The sequence below is a fragment of the Mesorhizobium sp. L2C066B000 genome, assembly GCF_000502335.1.
Taxonomy (GTDB): domain Bacteria; phylum Pseudomonadota; class Alphaproteobacteria; order Rhizobiales; family Rhizobiaceae; genus Mesorhizobium.
Genome location: NZ_AYWZ01000002.1, coordinates 168,367 through 183,876 on the forward strand (window position 1 = coordinate 168,367; position 15,510 = coordinate 183,876).

General features: G+C 63.5%; 15 protein-coding genes and 1 pseudogene. 7 read left to right on the forward strand and 9 right to left on the reverse strand.

Features of this window, described 5'->3' with window-relative positions; genetic code table 11:
- Positions 1-110 precede the first annotated feature (110 nt).
- The 5 genes and pseudogenes from X733_RS156335 to X733_RS156315 form a co-directional block, all read right to left on the reverse strand.
- Positions 111-749 (reverse strand): TPM domain-containing protein, encoded by a 639-nt coding sequence (locus X733_RS156335; RefSeq protein WP_023668621.1) that lies wholly within the window; start codon positions 747-749, stop codon positions 111-113.
- A gap of 6 nt (positions 750-755) precedes the next feature.
- Positions 756-1,646 carry a YgcG family protein gene (locus tag X733_RS156330; RefSeq protein WP_023681431.1) on the reverse strand — a complete coding sequence of 297 codons (891 nt, stop codon included), beginning with the start codon at positions 1,644-1,646 and terminating at the stop codon, positions 756-758.
- A 35-nt stretch (positions 1,647-1,681) separates the two neighbouring features.
- Positions 1,682-2,182, reverse strand: a pseudogene (locus tag X733_RS156325) (TPM domain-containing protein); the annotation flags it as partial.
- Positions 2,183-2,186: 4 nt separating this feature from the next.
- Positions 2,187-2,945 (reverse strand): YgcG family protein, encoded by a 759-nt coding sequence (locus tag X733_RS156320; RefSeq protein WP_245274404.1) that lies wholly within the window; start codon positions 2,943-2,945, stop codon positions 2,187-2,189.
- Between the two features lie 251 nt (positions 2,946-3,196).
- On the reverse strand, positions 3,197-3,829 hold the full coding sequence (locus X733_RS156315) for a LemA family protein (RefSeq protein ID WP_023681434.1): 633 nt from the start codon (positions 3,827-3,829) through the stop codon (positions 3,197-3,199).
- Positions 3,830-3,991: 162 nt separating this feature from the next.
- Here X733_RS156315 and X733_RS156310 point away from each other — a divergent pair, with 162 nt between their 5' ends.
- From X733_RS156310 to X733_RS156285, 6 genes are all read left to right on the forward strand, one after another.
- On the forward strand, positions 3,992-4,243 hold the full coding sequence (locus tag X733_RS156310; protein ID WP_023818268.1) for a hypothetical protein: 252 nt from the start codon (positions 3,992-3,994) through the stop codon (positions 4,241-4,243).
- A 133-nt stretch (positions 4,244-4,376) separates the two neighbouring features.
- Entirely contained in the window at positions 4,377-5,261 is an 885-nt protein-coding gene (gene pdxY, locus X733_RS156305; RefSeq protein WP_023668615.1) for a pyridoxal kinase PdxY, read from the forward strand.
- Entirely contained in the window at positions 5,258-6,022 is a 765-nt protein-coding gene (locus X733_RS156300; protein ID WP_023742184.1) for a DUF429 domain-containing protein, read from the forward strand. The genes pdxY and X733_RS156300 overlap by 4 nt, the downstream gene beginning before the upstream one ends.
- Positions 6,023-6,171: 149 nt before the next feature.
- Positions 6,172-6,816, forward strand: a complete 645-nt coding sequence (locus tag X733_RS156295) for a carbonic anhydrase (RefSeq protein ID WP_023681438.1) — start codon at positions 6,172-6,174, stop codon at positions 6,814-6,816.
- Between the two features lie 67 nt (positions 6,817-6,883).
- Positions 6,884-7,297, forward strand: coding sequence for a hypothetical protein (locus X733_RS156290; RefSeq protein WP_023742183.1), 414 nt, complete (start codon positions 6,884-6,886; stop codon positions 7,295-7,297).
- Positions 7,298-7,385: 88 nt separating this feature from the next.
- Positions 7,386-9,440, forward strand: coding sequence for a M3 family metallopeptidase (locus X733_RS156285; protein WP_023818269.1), 2,055 nt, complete (start codon positions 7,386-7,388; stop codon positions 9,438-9,440).
- A gap of 158 nt (positions 9,441-9,598) precedes the next feature.
- Here the strand turns inward: X733_RS156285 and X733_RS156280 are convergent, their stop codons facing one another.
- The 4 genes from X733_RS156280 to X733_RS156265 all read right to left on the reverse strand — a co-directional run bounded on the left by X733_RS156280 (position 9,599) and on the right by X733_RS156265 (position 14,560).
- The gene (locus tag X733_RS156280; protein ID WP_023668610.1) at positions 9,599-11,074 is read right to left on the reverse strand and encodes a M81 family metallopeptidase; all 1,476 of its coding nucleotides are present in this window, start codon (positions 11,072-11,074) and stop codon (positions 9,599-9,601) included.
- Positions 11,075-11,139: 65 nt separating this feature from the next.
- Positions 11,140-11,964, reverse strand: coding sequence for a carbohydrate ABC transporter permease (locus X733_RS156275; RefSeq protein ID WP_023668609.1), 825 nt, complete (start codon positions 11,962-11,964; stop codon positions 11,140-11,142).
- On the reverse strand, positions 11,961-12,830 hold the full coding sequence (locus tag X733_RS156270; RefSeq protein WP_023726098.1) for a sugar ABC transporter permease: 870 nt from the start codon (positions 12,828-12,830) through the stop codon (positions 11,961-11,963). The genes X733_RS156275 and X733_RS156270 overlap by 4 nt, the downstream gene beginning before the upstream one ends.
- A gap of 497 nt (positions 12,831-13,327) precedes the next feature.
- Positions 13,328-14,560, reverse strand: a complete 1,233-nt coding sequence (locus tag X733_RS156265) for a sugar ABC transporter substrate-binding protein (RefSeq protein WP_023736814.1) — start codon at positions 14,558-14,560, stop codon at positions 13,328-13,330.
- 178 nt (positions 14,561-14,738) lie between these two features.
- Between X733_RS156265 and X733_RS156260 the strand changes: the two genes are divergently transcribed.
- Positions 14,739-15,509 carry an SDR family oxidoreductase gene (locus X733_RS156260; RefSeq protein ID WP_023688835.1) on the forward strand — a complete coding sequence of 257 codons (771 nt, stop codon included), beginning with the start codon at positions 14,739-14,741 and terminating at the stop codon, positions 15,507-15,509.
- Position 15,510 lies beyond the last annotated feature (1 nt).

A 15,510-nucleotide genomic window follows, 5' to 3' on the forward strand; every position in this document is an offset into this window, starting at 1 on the left:
CCGCTTTCTCACAGCCGATCGCGACACTGCTGACAATGGGCAAAGCCTGCCTGGAAAACGCACCCAGCCGGCGCGATCAGGCGTCCGTCCGGGTAGCGCTTGCTGGCTTTTCAGATCTCGACCAGATGATCGTCCAGTTCATTGGCGTCGCCCGACGTCACCGGGAAATGCTCGGCTAGCACCGCGCCGACCTGCCCGATCGCCTTGACGAAGCCGTCGGCGAGCCGGTCGTCACCGGCATGCTGCAGGAGATCGCGCACCACGCCGTCCCAGACATGCTGGCCGACCTTGCTGTCGATGCCCGAATCGGCGACCACTTCGGCATAACGCTCGGCGATCGACACGAAGACCAGCACGCCGGTGCGCGCCGTGGTGCGGTGGACATTGCGGGCGAGGAACTGCCTGAGCGCATTGTGATGTGCCGCCTGATAACGCTGCCGGCGCGGCACCAGATGGATGCGCAAGCCCGGCAGCGCCCACAAAAGCACCAACACCGAGGCCAGTGCCAGCAGTTGGACAATGACGAAATGCGGCAGCCGGATCGACAGCCACCAGGCTTCCAGCCCATAAGCGACGGCGAGGCTGGCAATCAGCATGCCTGATGTCGCCATGAAGGCGGCGGGAAAGAAATAGCCGTCGCTGGCATGCGCAACGACGCAGTAGATCTCGCCGTCGGTTTTGGCCTCGGCCGCGCGGATCGCGGTGGCGATGCGCTCATGGTCCTGTGGGCTGATCGGTCGTGTTGCCATCTTCTCTCACCAGCTCCCTGAAGACCCGCCACCGCCAGACGAACCGCCGCCGCCTGAAAACCCGCCGCCGCTGCTTGAGCCCGAAGACCAGCTGCTGCCCGAACTTCCCGATGACCATCCGCTGCCCGACGACGAACTTGTTGTCCAGCTGCTGGAGCCCGAGGACGATCCGCTCGGCCCCTGGCCGTAGCGAAAGGTCATGCCCAGCCATTTATACACGCCCGGCGACAGCTTGGTGCCGAAGATCGGCGGCAGGAAGGCCATCGCCAGGCCGCCGAAGAACATCGCCGCCCACAGGATCAGGAAGACCGCGACGACGGGATCGATGGGCGTGCTGCGGTCGGCCGGGTTGCGCTTGCCGCGCGCCTCCAGCTCTTCCGGGTTGCCTTCCAGCACCATGACCATGTCGTCGACGGCCTTGGAAATGCCGCCGGAGAAATCACCGGCGCGGAACGCCGGCACCATGTCGTTTTCGATGATCAGTTTGGTGTGCAGGTCGGTCAGCGTGCCTTCCAGCCCGTAGCCGACCTCGATGCGCATCTTGTGGTCGTTCTTGGCCACCAGCAGAAGCACGCCGTTGTTTTCGCCGGCCTGGCCGAGTTTCCAAAAGCGGAACAGCCGGTTGGCGTAGGGTTCGATCTCCTCGCCGTCGAGGCTGTTGATCGTGGCGACGACGATCTGGTCGGAGCCTTTGGTCTCGAAATCCGCGAGCTTCTGCGTCAGTGCCGCCTTGGTCGCGGCGTCGATAATACCGGCATTGTCGACCACCCGCCCGGTGAGTGCCGGCAGGTCTGCCGCCAAAGCTACAAACAGCATGGTGAGCATCGTCAACAGCGCGATGCCGATCGTCGCGGCTGCGCGGCCAGGTCTTGGCGGATTGAAGACGCGTACTGTCATGCCGTCACCAGTTCCCCTCAACCACCATGACTGTCCTCAATCACCATGATCATGTCGTCGACCGCTTTGGAAATACCGCCGGAGAAATCCCCGGCGCGGAAGGCCGGCACCATGCCTTCAATGATCCGTGTGGCGTGCTGGTTGGTGAGCGTGGCTTCCAGCCCGTAGCCGACCTCGATGCGCATCTTGCGGTCGTTCACGGCCACCAGCAGAAGCACGCCATTGTTCTTGGCCTTCTGGCCGAGCTTCCAAGCGTTGAACAGCCGGGTGGCGTAAGGCTCGATCTCCTCGCCGTCGAGGCTGGGAACCGTCGCGACGACGATCTGGTCGGAGCCTTTGGTCTCGAAATCGGCCAGTCTTTGGGTGAGCGCCGCCTCGGTCGCGGCATCGATGATGTCGGCATTGTCTACCACGCGTCCCGCGAGGGCGGGCAGCTCCGCTGCCAGCGCCGCGACGCTGACGAGCAAGACCAGCAAGGCAGCGCCGGTCATCGTGGCGAAGCGGCCATGCCAGGGATTGGCGATGCGTGTGGTCATCTTTTCACCAGCTTCCCGAGGAGCCGCCGCCGCCGGACGAACCGCCGCCGCCGGAAAAGCCGCCACCACCGCTTGAACCCGACGACCAGCCGCCCCCGCCCGAAGACCAGCCGCCGCTGGATGACCGCTTGTGCGGCTCGAATGTCATGCCGAGCCAGCGATAGCGGCCGGGACCGAGTTTTTGGCCGAAGATCGGCGGCAGGATGGAGGCGGCCATGCTGCCGAAGAACATGATTGCCCAGATGCTGATGAAGACGCCGAAGAACAGATTGTCGGTATTGATGGGCGGCTTCTGGTTGCGCTCGCCGCGCGCCTCCAATTCCTCCGGATTGCCTTCCAGCACCATCACCATGTCGTCGACGGCCTTGGAAATGCCCCCGGAGAAATCGCCGGCGCGGAACGCCGGCACCATGTCGTTTTCGATGATCAGCTTGGTGTGCAAATCAGTCAGCGTGCCTTCCAGCCCATAGCCGACCTCGATGCGCATCTTGCGGTCGTTCGGCGCCACCAGCAGCAGCACGCCGTTGTTTTCCTTGGCCTGGCCGAGCTTCCAGAAGCGGAACAGCCGGTTGGCGTAAGGCTCAATCTCCTCGCCGTCGAGGCTGGGGATGGTTGCGACGACGATCTGGTCGGAGCCTCTGGTCTCGAAGTCGGCGAGTTTCTGGGTGAGCGCGGCTTTGGTGCCTGCATCGATGATCCCGGCATTGTCGACGACGCGGCCGGTCAGCGCGGGGAGGTCGGCGGCGAAGGCGGTGAGGGGCAGGAAGACGGCTAGAAAGGCGAGAAGAACACCAAGGTTGGCGTTCCTTCGCGTCCCCCTCTGTCCTGCCGGACATCTCCCCCTCGAGGGGGGAGATTGGCAATCTCGCTGCCGACGCTCAGCCGGCAACGCTGATAATTGGCGCAAGGACAGAAGACAGCTGATCTCCCCCCTTGAGGGGGAGATGTCCGGCAGGACAGAGGGGGGTGTGAAGGAACGCAAGGCTGGCAAAGGCCAAGCTCACCCAGACGTCATCACCCGCCCTGCTTCGTGCCGAAATCGACCTTCGGCGGCTGCATCTTGTCTTCTTCGACGGTGAAGTTGGCGAAGGGCTCGTTGCTGCGGAACCAGAAGGTTGCCCATAGCACCGACGGAAAGGTCCTCAGCGTCAGATTGTAATCCTTGACCGCCAGGATGTAGTCGCGCCGCGCCACGGCGATACGGTTCTCGGTGCCTTCGAGTTGCGCCTGCAGCGCCAGGAAATTCTGGTTGGCCTTGAGGTCGGGATAGGCCTCCGACACCGCGATCAGCCGCGACAGCGCGCTGGTCAGCCCTGATTGCGCATCCTGGAACTTCTTAAGCGCTTCGGGGTCCTTCAGCGTTTCCGGCGTCACCGTGATCTGCGTCGCCTTAGCGCGCGCTTCGACCACCGCATCGAGCGTGTCCTTTTCATGCGAGGCATAGCCCTTCACCGTCTCGACCAAATTGGGAATGAGGTCGGACCGACGCTGATACTGGTTCAGCACCTCGCTCCATGCCGCCTTGGCGTTTTCCTCCGCCGTCGGGATGGTGTTGAAGCCGCAGCCGGCGAGCAGAGGCAGCACGACGGCCATCATCAGCACGGCCGGCAGACTGCGGAAAGGGAAGGCAAGGCGCTGGGCAAACATGGTGAGGTCCCTCGACAGAAGTTGCATGCGAAGCATTAGCACAATCCGCGCTCAAGAAAATGTCTGCCGCTGGCGCGCATTCCTGGCGCGCATTCATGCGCCGGCGAGGCCTGTGATTGATCGCGCGAACACGGTATGGTTGCCGGCAAACAGGACAGGATCATGGCGGAAGGCCGCGACGATGACAGCGAATCGCGCCGCATTATCGAGCGCGTGGCGAACGAGGGCGGCGTTGGCGGCGCATCGCTGGTGTCACGGGCAGCGAAAGGCGCGCGCGATCATGTTACCGCAGCCGAGGCCGACCGATCCGATCCGATCGAGGTCTGGGGCACCCGCATCGGTCGCGCACTTGGGCTCATCGTCGCCCTCGGCCTTTTGATCTGGCTCGTGTACTACGTCTCCCGGGGCAGCTAGAGCATGATCCTGAAAAGTGGGAACCGGTTTTCTCGGACAAACGGGAACCGTTTTGTCCGGAGATCATGCTCCAACCAAAGAGATAGATCAGGATGACGATTCAACGAAAAATTATCCGTATCTAGGATTTTCCATGAACAGCGAAAAAGCCGACGCGCCGCGCGCGGTCATCGTCATTTCCAGCCATGTCGCCCGCGGCTCGGTCGGTAACCGCGCCGCCGTGTTTGCGCTGGAGACGCTGGGCTTTCCGGTGTGGGCGGTACCGACGGTCATCTTGCCCTGGCATCCGGGCCACGGTCGCGCCACGCGCATCGTGCCGCCGCTCGACCAGTTCAAGGCGCTGATGGCCGATCTCGAGCGCGCGCCCTGGCTGGGCGAGGTGGGCGCGGTGCTGTCGGGCTATCTCGGCGAGGCCGGCCAGGCCGAGGCCGTCGCCTCGCTGGTTGCGGCGGTCAAGGCCAAGACGCCGGACGCGATCTATATATGCGATCCGGTGATGGGCGATTCCGGCGGGCTCTATGTGCCCGAGCCGACGGCCGCCGCGATGCGCGACCGGCTGATGCCGATCGCCGACATCGCCACCCCCAACCGCTATGAGCTGGAATGGATGGCCGGTGCGCCTTTGCCCGATCTGAAATCGGTGATCTCGGCCGCCCTCCATGCCGGACCGTCAACAATGCTGGTGACGTCGGCACAGTCGATGATGACCGGCGGCACCGGCAATCTGCTGCTTGACGGCACCCAGGCGCTGCTGGCCGAACACCGCCTCATCGACAAGCCGCCGAATGGCCTCGGCGACCTGACTGCGGCCGTCTACCTCGCCCGCATCCTGTCGGGGCAGCCGCCGATCAAGGCGCTGCAATCGACCACCGCCGCCGTCTACGAAATCCTGGCGCGAACCGCCAAGCGTGGCGGCGACGAGCTGCAGCTTGAAACCGATGCCCAGAGCCTGTCGCACCCGATGGCGATGGTGCAGCTGCGCCACCTCACGCATCCGGGGCGGGACCGCCGGGCGTGACGTCGACCGTGGTCGTCGGCGCCGACGGCTGCAAGGCCGGCTGGATCGCCGTCCGCCGCGATCTGGATGCCGCGCCGTCAGTCCGCGTCTTTCCCAGCTTTGCGGCCCTGCTCGACGCCTTGCCCGCCGATGCGACAGTGGCCGTCGACATGCCGATCGGCCTGCCGGACGTCTCGCAAAGAGGCGGGCGCGGGCCGGAGACCTTGGTACGGCCAATGCTCGGAGCACGGCAATCCAGCGTCTTCTCTATCCCGTCCCGCGCGGCCCTCTACGCCGACATCAGCGGCTTCACCACGGTCGAGGCCTGGTATGAGGCGCATCGGCGCGCCAGCGAGGTGGCCAAGGCGACCTCCGATCCGCCACGCGGCGTCTCGATCCAGGCCTTCGGCATCTTTGCCAAGATACGCGAGATCGACGCGCTGCTGATCGCACGTCCGCAACTGCGCCGCCGCGTCTTCGAATCGCACCCCGAAGTGGCCTTCTGCCGGCTGAACGGCGAAAAACCGATGACGCTGCCGAAGAAGATCAAGGGCGCAGTCAATCCTGCCGGGATGGAAGAGCGCAAGGCACTGCTCTGCCGGCACGGCTATACCAGAGCTTTCCTCGACCAGCCGCCGCCACGCGGTGCTGCCGCCGACGATTTCCTCGACGCAGCGGTGATGATGCTGATGGCCGGGCGCATCGCCGGCGGCGAGGCAAAGCCGTTTCCCGACCCGCCGCTTGCCGACCGTTTGGGCATTCCCCTGGCGATCTGGGCGTGAGGCAAGCGGCGAGCCATGCGTGCGGCATGGCGATTTGCGACGAAGCCATCCGCAATTCGGCATTGCCCGCGACGGGCATTTGCCGTTAGAGCCTTTCTAACTTGAAATGAGCTGCCGTCGCTAACCCCGAAAGGCTTCATCCCTAGCCCATGCCCCATCTCCCCGAACATCTTTGGACCGGCTACCGCAACTTCATGAATGGCCGCTATCTCACCGAGAGCGGACGCTATCGCGAGCTCGCCCGCGAAGGGCAGGCGCCCGAAACCATGATCGTTGCCTGCTGCGATTCCCGCTCTGCCCCCGAGGCGATCTTCGACGCCGGTCCGGGCGAACTGTTCGTCCTGCGCAATGTCGGCAATCTGGTGCCGCCCTATGCGCCGGACGGCGAGTTCCACTCGACCTCGGCCGCGCTCGAATTCGCCGTGCAGAGCCTGAAGGTGAAAAACATCGTGGTGATGGGCCATGGCCGCTGCGGCGGCATCCGCGCCGCGCTCGACACCAATTCGGCGCCGCTGTCGCCCGGCGACTTCATCGGCAAATGGATGAGCCTGATCGCGCCGGCGGCCGAAACCGTTTCGTCCAGCACGTTCATGACGGCAACCGAACGGCAGACGGCGCTGGAGCGTATTTCCATCCGCTATTCGATCGCCAATCTCAGGACCTTCCCTTGCGTCTCCATCCTCGAAGGCAAGGGGCGGCTGTCGCTGCATGGCGCCTGGTTCGACATCTCGACCGGCGAGCTCTGGGTGATGAACAAGGACACTGGCGACTTCGAGCGGCCGGATTTGACGTAGACCCATGATCCCGAAAAGTGGGAACCGGTTTTCGGATAAGGGCATGGTCAAACAAGAGGAGTCAAGAATGCGGGTTTGGCGTGCGATCGCTTTCGCCGTAGCGGCGCTGCTGATTTCGCTCGTCCCTGCCCGCTCCGATGACGGCGCCATTATCGACCGCTGGTATTCGGCGCTGCTGGTCGCCGATCGCACCGAATTGTCGGACCTGCTCGCCGACTATGTCCGCATCAAGCTCGACGATCTCGGCGTCGTGCAGTCGAAGCAGGAGTTCATCGCGTCGATCGACGAATGGAAGGGCGCGGTCGCCGGCGCCGCAATCCGGCATCGCGTCGAAAAGAGCGAGGCCGGCGTCACAACTGTCATCGCCTGCTATGATTTCCCCAACAATGACATGCTGATGCAGGAGACGTTCGCCGTCACCGGCAACCGCATCACCGCCAGTTCGCAAGCGGCGATCGCGGAAAATTGCGACGGCTTCTGACGCGGGCTTGAACGGCCGCGCTGTTGCGCCGCGCCAGTCATCGCCCTACATCGGTCAGCAAGCTCCGCCAATCATCGAAAGATCCCCCATGCCGTCCACGAAAACCGTCGATCTCGCCGCCCATCCGCTGACCAAATGGCAAGGGCCGCTCGGCCTGCCGGATTTTGCCAGCATCGGCGACGACGATTTCTCCTCGGTGTTCGACGCGGCGCTGAAGGCACATGAGGCCGAAATCGATGCGATCGCCGGCAACAAGGATGCGCCGACCATCGAGAATACGCTGGCAGCCCTCGAGCTCGCCGGTGAGCCGCTCGACCATGTCTCGTCGATCTTCTGGTGCCGGGCCGGCGCCCACACCAACGATGCGATCCAGGCGCTGGAACGCGATATCTCGCCGAAGATGTCGCGGCATTTCTCGGCGATCTCGATGAACGAGAAACTGTTTGCCCGCATCGACGACCTCTACCAGCGCCGGGAGACGCTAAAACTCGACGCCGAGACGCTGCGGGTGCTGGAGAAGACCTGGAAAGGCTTTGTGCGATCGGGCGCAAAACTCGACGCCGACGGCAAGAAGCGGCTGGCCAACATCAGCGAGGAATTGTCCTCGCTCGGCACCACTTTCGGCCAGAACGTGCTGGCCGACGAGCGCGACTGGGCGCTGTTCCTCGACGAGGCTGATCTTGCCGGCCTTCCGGACTTCGTGAAGAGTTCGATGGCCGAAGCCGCCGAGACGCGCGGCCAGAAGGGCCGCTACGCCGTCACTTTGTCGCGCTCAATCTATGAGCCGTTCACGACCTTTTCTGAACGCCGCGATCTGCGCGAGACCGCTTTCCGCGCCTTCACCATGCGCGGCCAGAATGGCGGCGCCAGCGACAACACCGCAGTGGTGCGCGACATGCTGAAATTGCGCGCCGAAAAGGCCAGGCTGCTCGGCTATGCCTCGTTCGCCGCGCTGAAGCTCGACGACACCATGGCCAAGACGCCGAAGGCGGTGCACGACCTCCTCGACCCGGTCTGGGAGAAAGCGCTGGAGAAGGCCGCCGCCGACCAGAAGGAGCTGGAGCGGCTGGCGACCAAGGCAGGCAGCAACGAAAAATTCGCCGCCTGGGACTGGCGCTTCTACCAGGAGAAATTGCGCGCCGAAAAATTCGCCTTCGACGAGGCGGAGCTGAAACCCTATCTGCAGCTCGACCGCATTATCGACGCCTGCTTCGACGTCGCCACAAAACTGTTCGGCATCACTTTCGAGGAGAAGAAGGGCATCGCCGCCTGGCATCCCGACGCGCGCGTCTTCGTGGTGAAGAACGCCGATGGCAGCGAGCGCGGCCTGTTCCTCGCCGACTATTTCGCCCGATCCTCGAAGCGTTCTGGCGCCTGGATGAGCGCGCTGAAGTCTGGCTACAAGCTTGGGGATGGCTCAAAGCCGGTGATCTACAACATCATGAACTTCGCCAAGCCGCCGGCCGGGGAAGCAGCGCTGCTGTCGGTCGATGAGGCCAAGACCCTGTTCCACGAGTTCGGCCATGCTTTGCACGGCATGCTGACCGACGTCACCTGGCCGTCGGTGGCGGGCACGTCGGTTTCCCGCGATTTCGTCGAACTGCCTTCGCAGCTCTACGAGCACTGGCTGACGGTGCCCGCAGTGCTGGAAAAGCATGCGCTGCATGTCAAGACCGGCAAGCCGATGCCGAAGTCGCTGCTCGACAAGATGCTGGCCGCCCGCACGTTCGGCGCCGGTTTCGCCACGGTCGAGTTCACAGCGTCGGCGCTGATCGACATGGCGTATCACGCGCGGCCGGATGCGCCGGCGGAACCGCTGCGTTTCGAAGCCGAAACGCTGGAAAAGCTTGATATGCCCGACACCATCGCCATGCGTCATCGCACCCCGCATTTCGGCCATATCTTCTCCGGCGACGGCTATTCAGCCGGCTACTATTCCTACATGTGGTCCGAAGTGCTCGACGCCGACGCCTTCGCCGCCTTCGAGGAGACCGGCGATCCCTTCAACCCGGCGCTGGCGGAACGGCTTCGGAAGAATATCTATGCCGCCGGCGGGTCGAAGGATCCGGAGGAACTGTACACGGCGTTCCGCGGCAAGATGCCTTCGCCGGAAGCGATGATGGTGAAGCGGGGATTGCTATAGCGCCGCCTTGTCTCCCCCCTCGAGGGGGAGATGGCCGCAAAGCGGCCAGAGGGGGTCGGTCCGACTGGGCTCGACCTCCTGCGGCAGATGAAGGTCGGCGCTTCACGCGCAAGGACCCCCTCTGTCGCCTTTGGTGATCTCCCCCTCAAGTGGGGAGATCACCAGCGCCAAGGATCCGCCACCCGTGGCCACACCGGCCGCGTCAGCTTCCTGTAATCCGTTACCGCCGGATTGCTCGGATACGAACTCGGCGCCGAGACATAGATGATCTCCGCCGCGATCGGTTCAAAGCCGGCGTAGAAATGGTTGGTCGACTTGATCAGCAATATGTCCTTCGACAACGGATCGACACCGATGTTGGAGAAGACATCCGGCTCGAAGGTCTGCGTGCGGTTGGTGTTGAGGATGATGTCGATTTCGGTGCCTTCGAGCCGCACCAGTGCCGTCGGTCCGAGCGTCACCCGGCTCGGCCCGAAGGTCTGCCAGCCCTCGGGGACGGCTTTCAACACCTTGACGCGCGCATCGATCGGTTCGCCGGCCAGCGGCCCGGCCTTGCCGCCGAAGCGCAGGTCGATGACGGCGCCTTCGCCTGCCGCCTGGCAAAAGGTGACGGCGATCGGGTCCCAGATCGTCGCCACGCCAAAATTGTCAACGCCCTGTTCCAACATTGCGCGCAGCACGACGGTACCGTCGCCGGCGACGCCACCGCCGGGATTGTCCCAGATGTCGGCAATCACAACCGGCTTGCCGGGGTTTCCCTTGCGCGCGGCCAGTGCCCGCGCGATGCCATCCTCGGTGTTCAGCATCGTCATCGCCGTCCTTTCGCGCATGGCGTAAAGCTCGCGCCCGAGCCTCTCCGCCAGCGCATCGCCCTTGGCCTTGTCATTGTCGGTCACGACCAGGATGCGCGTGCCCATTTCGGGCACGTCCGCGGCCATGAAGCCGTGGATGACCGAGACCGACAGCACGCCGTCCTTGCCGTGCAGCGCCTTGATGCGGTCGACGAAGGAGCGCATCGGCTCGCGGCTGGTCGGCAGCACCTGGATCATGCGGCAGTCGAAGGTCGAGATCACCGGCTTGATCTCGCTGCGCGCCGCCGCCAATGCAAGCTCGACGACATGTTCGCCGCGCTCATAGAAGTCGGTGTGCGGGAATTCGAGGAAATAGGCCATGACATTGCATGCCGCGACGCGCTTCGGCGTCAGGTGGCTGTGCGGGTCGAGCTCCACCGCGATCACCACGTCGGGCCCGACGATTGCGCGAACCCGTTCCAGCAGATCGCCTTCGCAATCGTCATAGCCTTGCGCCACCATGGCGCCGTGCAGGCCGAGGATGACGGCGTCGACCGGCAAGGCTGCCTTCAACTGGCCGAGAATCTCGTCACGCAACGCCTCATAGGTCTGCCGCTGCACCAGCCCGCCCGGCTCCGCCCAGGTGGCGGTGCCTTCGATGACGGTCAGCCCTTCGGCAGCCGCGCGCCGGCGCAGCGCGACCATCGGCGAGGAGCACAAGGTCGGTGTATCAGGATGCTTGCCCGGCCCGGCATAGAACGCCATCTCGAACGACGCCCGGTCGGTCGGCACCGGCGAGAAGGTGTTGGTTTCGGTCGCCAGCGAGGCGGTGAAGATGCGCATGAAAACTCCGTACGGCTATTTGTTTTTCGCAATCCCGGACGGAAAACCGCTCCACACTGGAATTGCTATTTTACGGCCCCGAGCGCCAGCCCGCGGACGAGATAGCGCTGCAGCCAGATGAACAGGATCGCCACCGGCAGCGTCGCCAGCAGCGTCGCCGCCATTACATGGTGCCATTCGATCGTGTAGCGGCCGGCGACCAGCGAGAACACCTGGATCGGCAGCGTGTAACTTTCCTGGCTGCGCAGCATTGTGAGCGCAACGACGAACTCATTCCATGCGTTGATGAAGGTGAAGATGGCGGTCACCGCGATTGCCGGCAGGCAAAGCGGCAGAAACACTTTTCGCAAGGTCAGCCAGCGGCCGGCGCCCTCCATCCACGCTGCTTCCTCGAGATCGCGCGGGATGGTGTCGAAATAGCTTTGCAGCATCCACACGGTGAAGGCGACGTTGAAAGCCATGTAGATGACGCCGAGCGCCGTCGTGGATTCGATCAGACCCCAGGCCGCCATCAGCCGGAACAGGCCGAGCACCAGCACGATCGGCGAGATCATCTGCGAGATCAGCAGGAACTGGCGGAAGGCGCCATAGCCGGCAAAGCGAAACCGCGACATGGCATAGGCGGCCGGCACCGAGATCAGGATGGCGCCGACGGTGGCGATAACAGAGACATAGAGCGAATTGGCTAGCGCCTGGCCAAAGCCGGTCGCCACCCACATGTCGGCAAAATTCGACCAGTGGAATTCGCTTGGCCACCAGGTCGGCGACAGCACCTCCTGCCGCGGTTTGACCGCGGTCAAAAACATTACCGCGAAGGGGAAGATGGTCACCACGAGCAGCGGCGAAAGCAGCAGCCAGGCAATGATCGTGCGCTTCAGCTTGGGCGTCATGCGCGTTGCTCCCGCATGGCGAGGCGCACATAGATCATGGTGAAGATCAAAAGGATGGCGAACATCAGCAGCGACACTGCCGATGCTTCCCCCAGTTTGCCGATGCGGAAGGCCAGCTTGTAGAGATGGGTGACCAATATGTCGGTCGAGTTGGCCGGCCCGCCCTGCGTCATCACCCAGATGATCGGGAAGGAATTGAAGACGTAGATGGTGTTGAGCACGATGGCGATGTTGATGAACGGCTTCAGCAGCGGAAAGGTGATCTCGCGGAACTGCTGCAGCGGCGTCGCCCCCTCCAGGGCCGCCGCCTCGTAGAGGTCGTCGGGGATCGACGACAGGCCGCCGAGGAAGATGGTCGTGGTGAACGGTACCGTCACCAATATGCCGATCAGCACCTGCATCGGGAATGCCGTCTCGGCGCGCGCCAGCCACTGGATGTTTTCATGGATCAGGCCAAGCCCGATCAGCGCCGAGTTCAGCATCCCGCTTTCGCCGTTGAGCGCCCAGCGCCAGACCACTGCCGTCATCGTCAGCGACACCGCCCAGGGCAGCATGATGATGACGCGGGCAATGCCGCGGCCGTAGAAATCGGTGTTGAGGATCATCGCCACGGGGACGGACAACAGCAGCGCGCCGCCGACCACCAGCACGGTCCACAGGCCGGTGCGCCAGAGTGCCGCCAGAAAATCGGGATCGGCGAGGAAGGCGGAATAATTGGCGAAATCGTTGAAGTCCCGCAGCTGCCCAAAACGGCTGACATCATGCGTTGATATCTGGATCAGGTCCCAGACCGGCCAGAAGATGACGACTGCGGCCAGAAACAGGCTGGGCAAGGTCAATAAATAGGGCAGGTAACGATTTTGCATCGGCCGGATTCGTACCGTGTTGGACATAAGTGGCGCTGGCGCGCCAGCTCGGATCAATCTCGCATATCGGTCTAAGGCAGCGCTTCAGGGTTTGAATTTCCTGCGACGTTTGCGCTGCCCCTCACCTGCCTGCCCATCCTCCGCAACGGTTGCGGAAGGGGCCTTTCCTCTCCCCCGTCGATCGGGGGAGAGGTGTCGAGCGGAGCTCGACGGAGTGGGGGTCGACGGAGTGGATGTCGACCCTTGGGGCGCAAGGCGAGGTGATGTTTGCCCCTATTGCCCTTCCTATGTCCGTCGCGGCGGTTGCCAGGTGGTTCCCCCACTCCGTCTCGGCTTCGCCGAGCCACCTCTCCCCCCTCCGGAGGGAGAGGAAAGNTTGCCAGGTGGTTCCCCCACTCCGTCTCGGCTTCGCCGAGCCACCTCTCCCCCCTCCGGAGGGAGAGGAAAGTGTGGCGCGCCCCGATCTCTGGGCCGCGCCGGGCGCAGGGAGATACGCCCTATTTCTTAATCACGGCGTTGGCCTTGGCAGCCGCTTCCTTCAAGCCTGCCTCGGGGTCGCCGCCGAGATAGATTTTCTGCATGGCATCCGAGGTGATCTGGGCGACTTCTTCCCAGCCGGGGATGACCGGTGCAAAGCGAGCGTCGGGCAGCAGTGCGGTGAACGCGGCGAGGTCGGCATTGTTGACGTAATAGTCCATCTTGGCCTCTTCCTTGTTCACCGGCAGGAAGCCTTCCCCTTGCGTGAACTTGGCGCGCTGTTCGGTGGTGAACAGGAAGTCGAGCAGCTTCCAGGCCTCATCCTTGTTCTTGGAATTCTTGAACATGATGATGGAATCGGTGACGCCGTACGTGCCGCGCGCGCCGGTCGGTCCGGCGGGGATAGCGGCCACGCCGTATTTCAGGTTCGGCGCCTCGTCCTTGATCTGGTTGGACAGGAAGGGCGCGGTGATCATCATGCCGACCTTGCCCTGCTTGAACAGGTTCTGGACGTCCTCGCGGTTGTTGGAGGTGACGCCGGGTTCCGTCAGGCCTTCGTCGATCATCGACTTGTAGAGCTTGGCGGCTTCGAGCGCGCCCGGCGTGCCGAGGCCCGACGTGCCATCCTTGTTGAGAATCTCGGTGCCTTGCGACCACATCGCATAATAATAATACACGTCGGTCTCGATCTCCTTGCCCTGCAGGCCGAAGCCGAACGTGCCGGTGCCCAGTGCCTTGATCTTGCGCGCATCCTCCTGCAACTCGGTCCAGGTTGCCGGCGGGTTGGCGATTCCGGCCTTCTCGAACAATTCCTTGTTGTAGTACATGGCGCGCGCCGAGGCCGCGATCGGCAGGCCATAGGTCTTGCCCTCCATGATCGACGGCGACAGGAAGGTGTCGATGAAGCGGTCCTTGAAGTCTGGCTTGATGTAGGCGTCGAGCGGCTCGGCGACATCCTGCTGGACGAAATCGATCAGCCAGCGGGTGCCGATGATCGACAGGTCGGCATTGGTACCGGCCGTGATGTCGGTGGTCAGCTTCTGCAGCAGCACGTCCCACGGCACAACTTCGAACTTGACGGTGATACCCGGGTTGGCTGCCTCGAATTCCTTTTTCACCGCTTCGAAATACGGGCCGGTCTTGGCGCTGTATTCGGCGACGGTTACGCGCACCTCGCCGGCATCTGCCTGCGCGGCCAGGGCGAGCAGGCTCATTCCGGCCATCACGCCGACAGTCCATTTTGCAAGCTTCATTCGATCTCTCCCATTTGATTGCGTCTGCACTCTTGCGGCTTTGAGGCGGCCACGGCTTTATGTGACTTTCCTACATTATCCATGATTTCGCGCTGTGCAAGCGGATTATCCTGTTGCTTAATTACATTTCTTAAAATAGCCTTTTCCGATTATCGTAGATCCCAGGGAGGCGCGCAGCGTGGTTTCAACGGCCGAATTCGCAGGCAAGACCGTGCTGGTGACCGGCGCCGGCGGCGGGCTCGGCTCGGCTATTGTGGCGCTGCTGGCCGAACGAGGCGCGCGCGTCGTCGGCTGCGACCAGTCGCAAGACCAGCTCGGCAGTCCGCATCTGGCGTCGCGCCACGTCTTCGACCTTCTCGACCGGATCTCCACCGATGCCGCGATCACGGCGATCCTCGAGAAAGACGGCGTGCCCGACATCCTGATCAACAATGCCGGCTGGACGCGCGCCGAGACTCTTGCAGCGCTGACCCCCGACAAGATCACGCATGAACTCGACCTCAATCTGACCGGGGTGATGCTGTTCGCCGATCCGCTGATCAAGGCAATGGCCGCGCGCGGTTCGGGCAGCGTCGTCTTCATCTCTTCCGTCAACGCCATCGCCCACTTCGGCAACCCGGCCTATGCCGCGGCCAAGGCCGGCATCAATGCCTATGCCAAAGCGGTCGCTGTGGAACTCGGCCGCAACGGGCTGCGCGCCAATGTCGTCTGCCCCGGCTCGATCCGCACCGCCGCATGGGACCATCGGCTGGCCAAGAACCCGGATGTTCTCGGCAAGCTCAAGCGGCTCTATCCGCTCGGCCGCATCGTCGACGCCACGGAAGTGGCCGAAGCGGTGGCCTTCCTTGTTTCGGATCGCGCATCGGGGATAACCGGCGCGGTGGTGCCGGTCGACGCCGGACTGACCGCCGGCTTCCTGCCCTTCATCGACGACATATTGGGAGCCTGAC

What these genes read in the sequence shown, in the direction of transcription:
- X733_RS156335 (WP_023668621.1), bottom strand. Translation starts at nt 749, where the DNA reads ATGGCAACACGACCGATCAGCCCACAGGACCATGAGCGCATCGCCACC.
- X733_RS156330 (WP_023681431.1), bottom strand. Translation starts at nt 1,646, where the DNA reads ATGACAGTACGCGTCTTCAATCCGCCAAGACCTGGCCGCGCAGCCGCG.
- X733_RS156315 (WP_023681434.1), bottom strand. Translation starts at nt 3,829, where the DNA reads ATGTTTGCCCAGCGCCTTGCCTTCCCTTTCCGCAGTCTGCCGGCCGTG.
- X733_RS156310 (WP_023818268.1), top strand. Translation starts at nt 3,992, where the DNA reads ATGGCGGAAGGCCGCGACGATGACAGCGAATCGCGCCGCATTATCGAG.
- pdxY (WP_023668615.1), top strand. Translation starts at nt 4,377, where the DNA reads ATGAACAGCGAAAAAGCCGACGCGCCGCGCGCGGTCATCGTCATTTCC.
- X733_RS156295 (WP_023681438.1), top strand. Translation starts at nt 6,172, where the DNA reads ATGCCCCATCTCCCCGAACATCTTTGGACCGGCTACCGCAACTTCATG.
- X733_RS156290 (WP_023742183.1), top strand. Translation starts at nt 6,884, where the DNA reads ATGCGGGTTTGGCGTGCGATCGCTTTCGCCGTAGCGGCGCTGCTGATT.
- X733_RS156285 (WP_023818269.1), top strand. Translation starts at nt 7,386, where the DNA reads ATGCCGTCCACGAAAACCGTCGATCTCGCCGCCCATCCGCTGACCAAA.
- X733_RS156280 (WP_023668610.1), bottom strand. Translation starts at nt 11,074, where the DNA reads ATGCGCATCTTCACCGCCTCGCTGGCGACCGAAACCAACACCTTCTCG.
- X733_RS156275 (WP_023668609.1), bottom strand. Translation starts at nt 11,964, where the DNA reads ATGACGCCCAAGCTGAAGCGCACGATCATTGCCTGGCTGCTGCTTTCG.
- X733_RS156270 (WP_023726098.1), bottom strand. Translation starts at nt 12,830, where the DNA reads ATGCAAAATCGTTACCTGCCCTATTTATTGACCTTGCCCAGCCTGTTT.
- X733_RS156265 (WP_023736814.1), bottom strand. Translation starts at nt 14,560, where the DNA reads ATGAAGCTTGCAAAATGGACTGTCGGCGTGATGGCCGGAATGAGCCTG.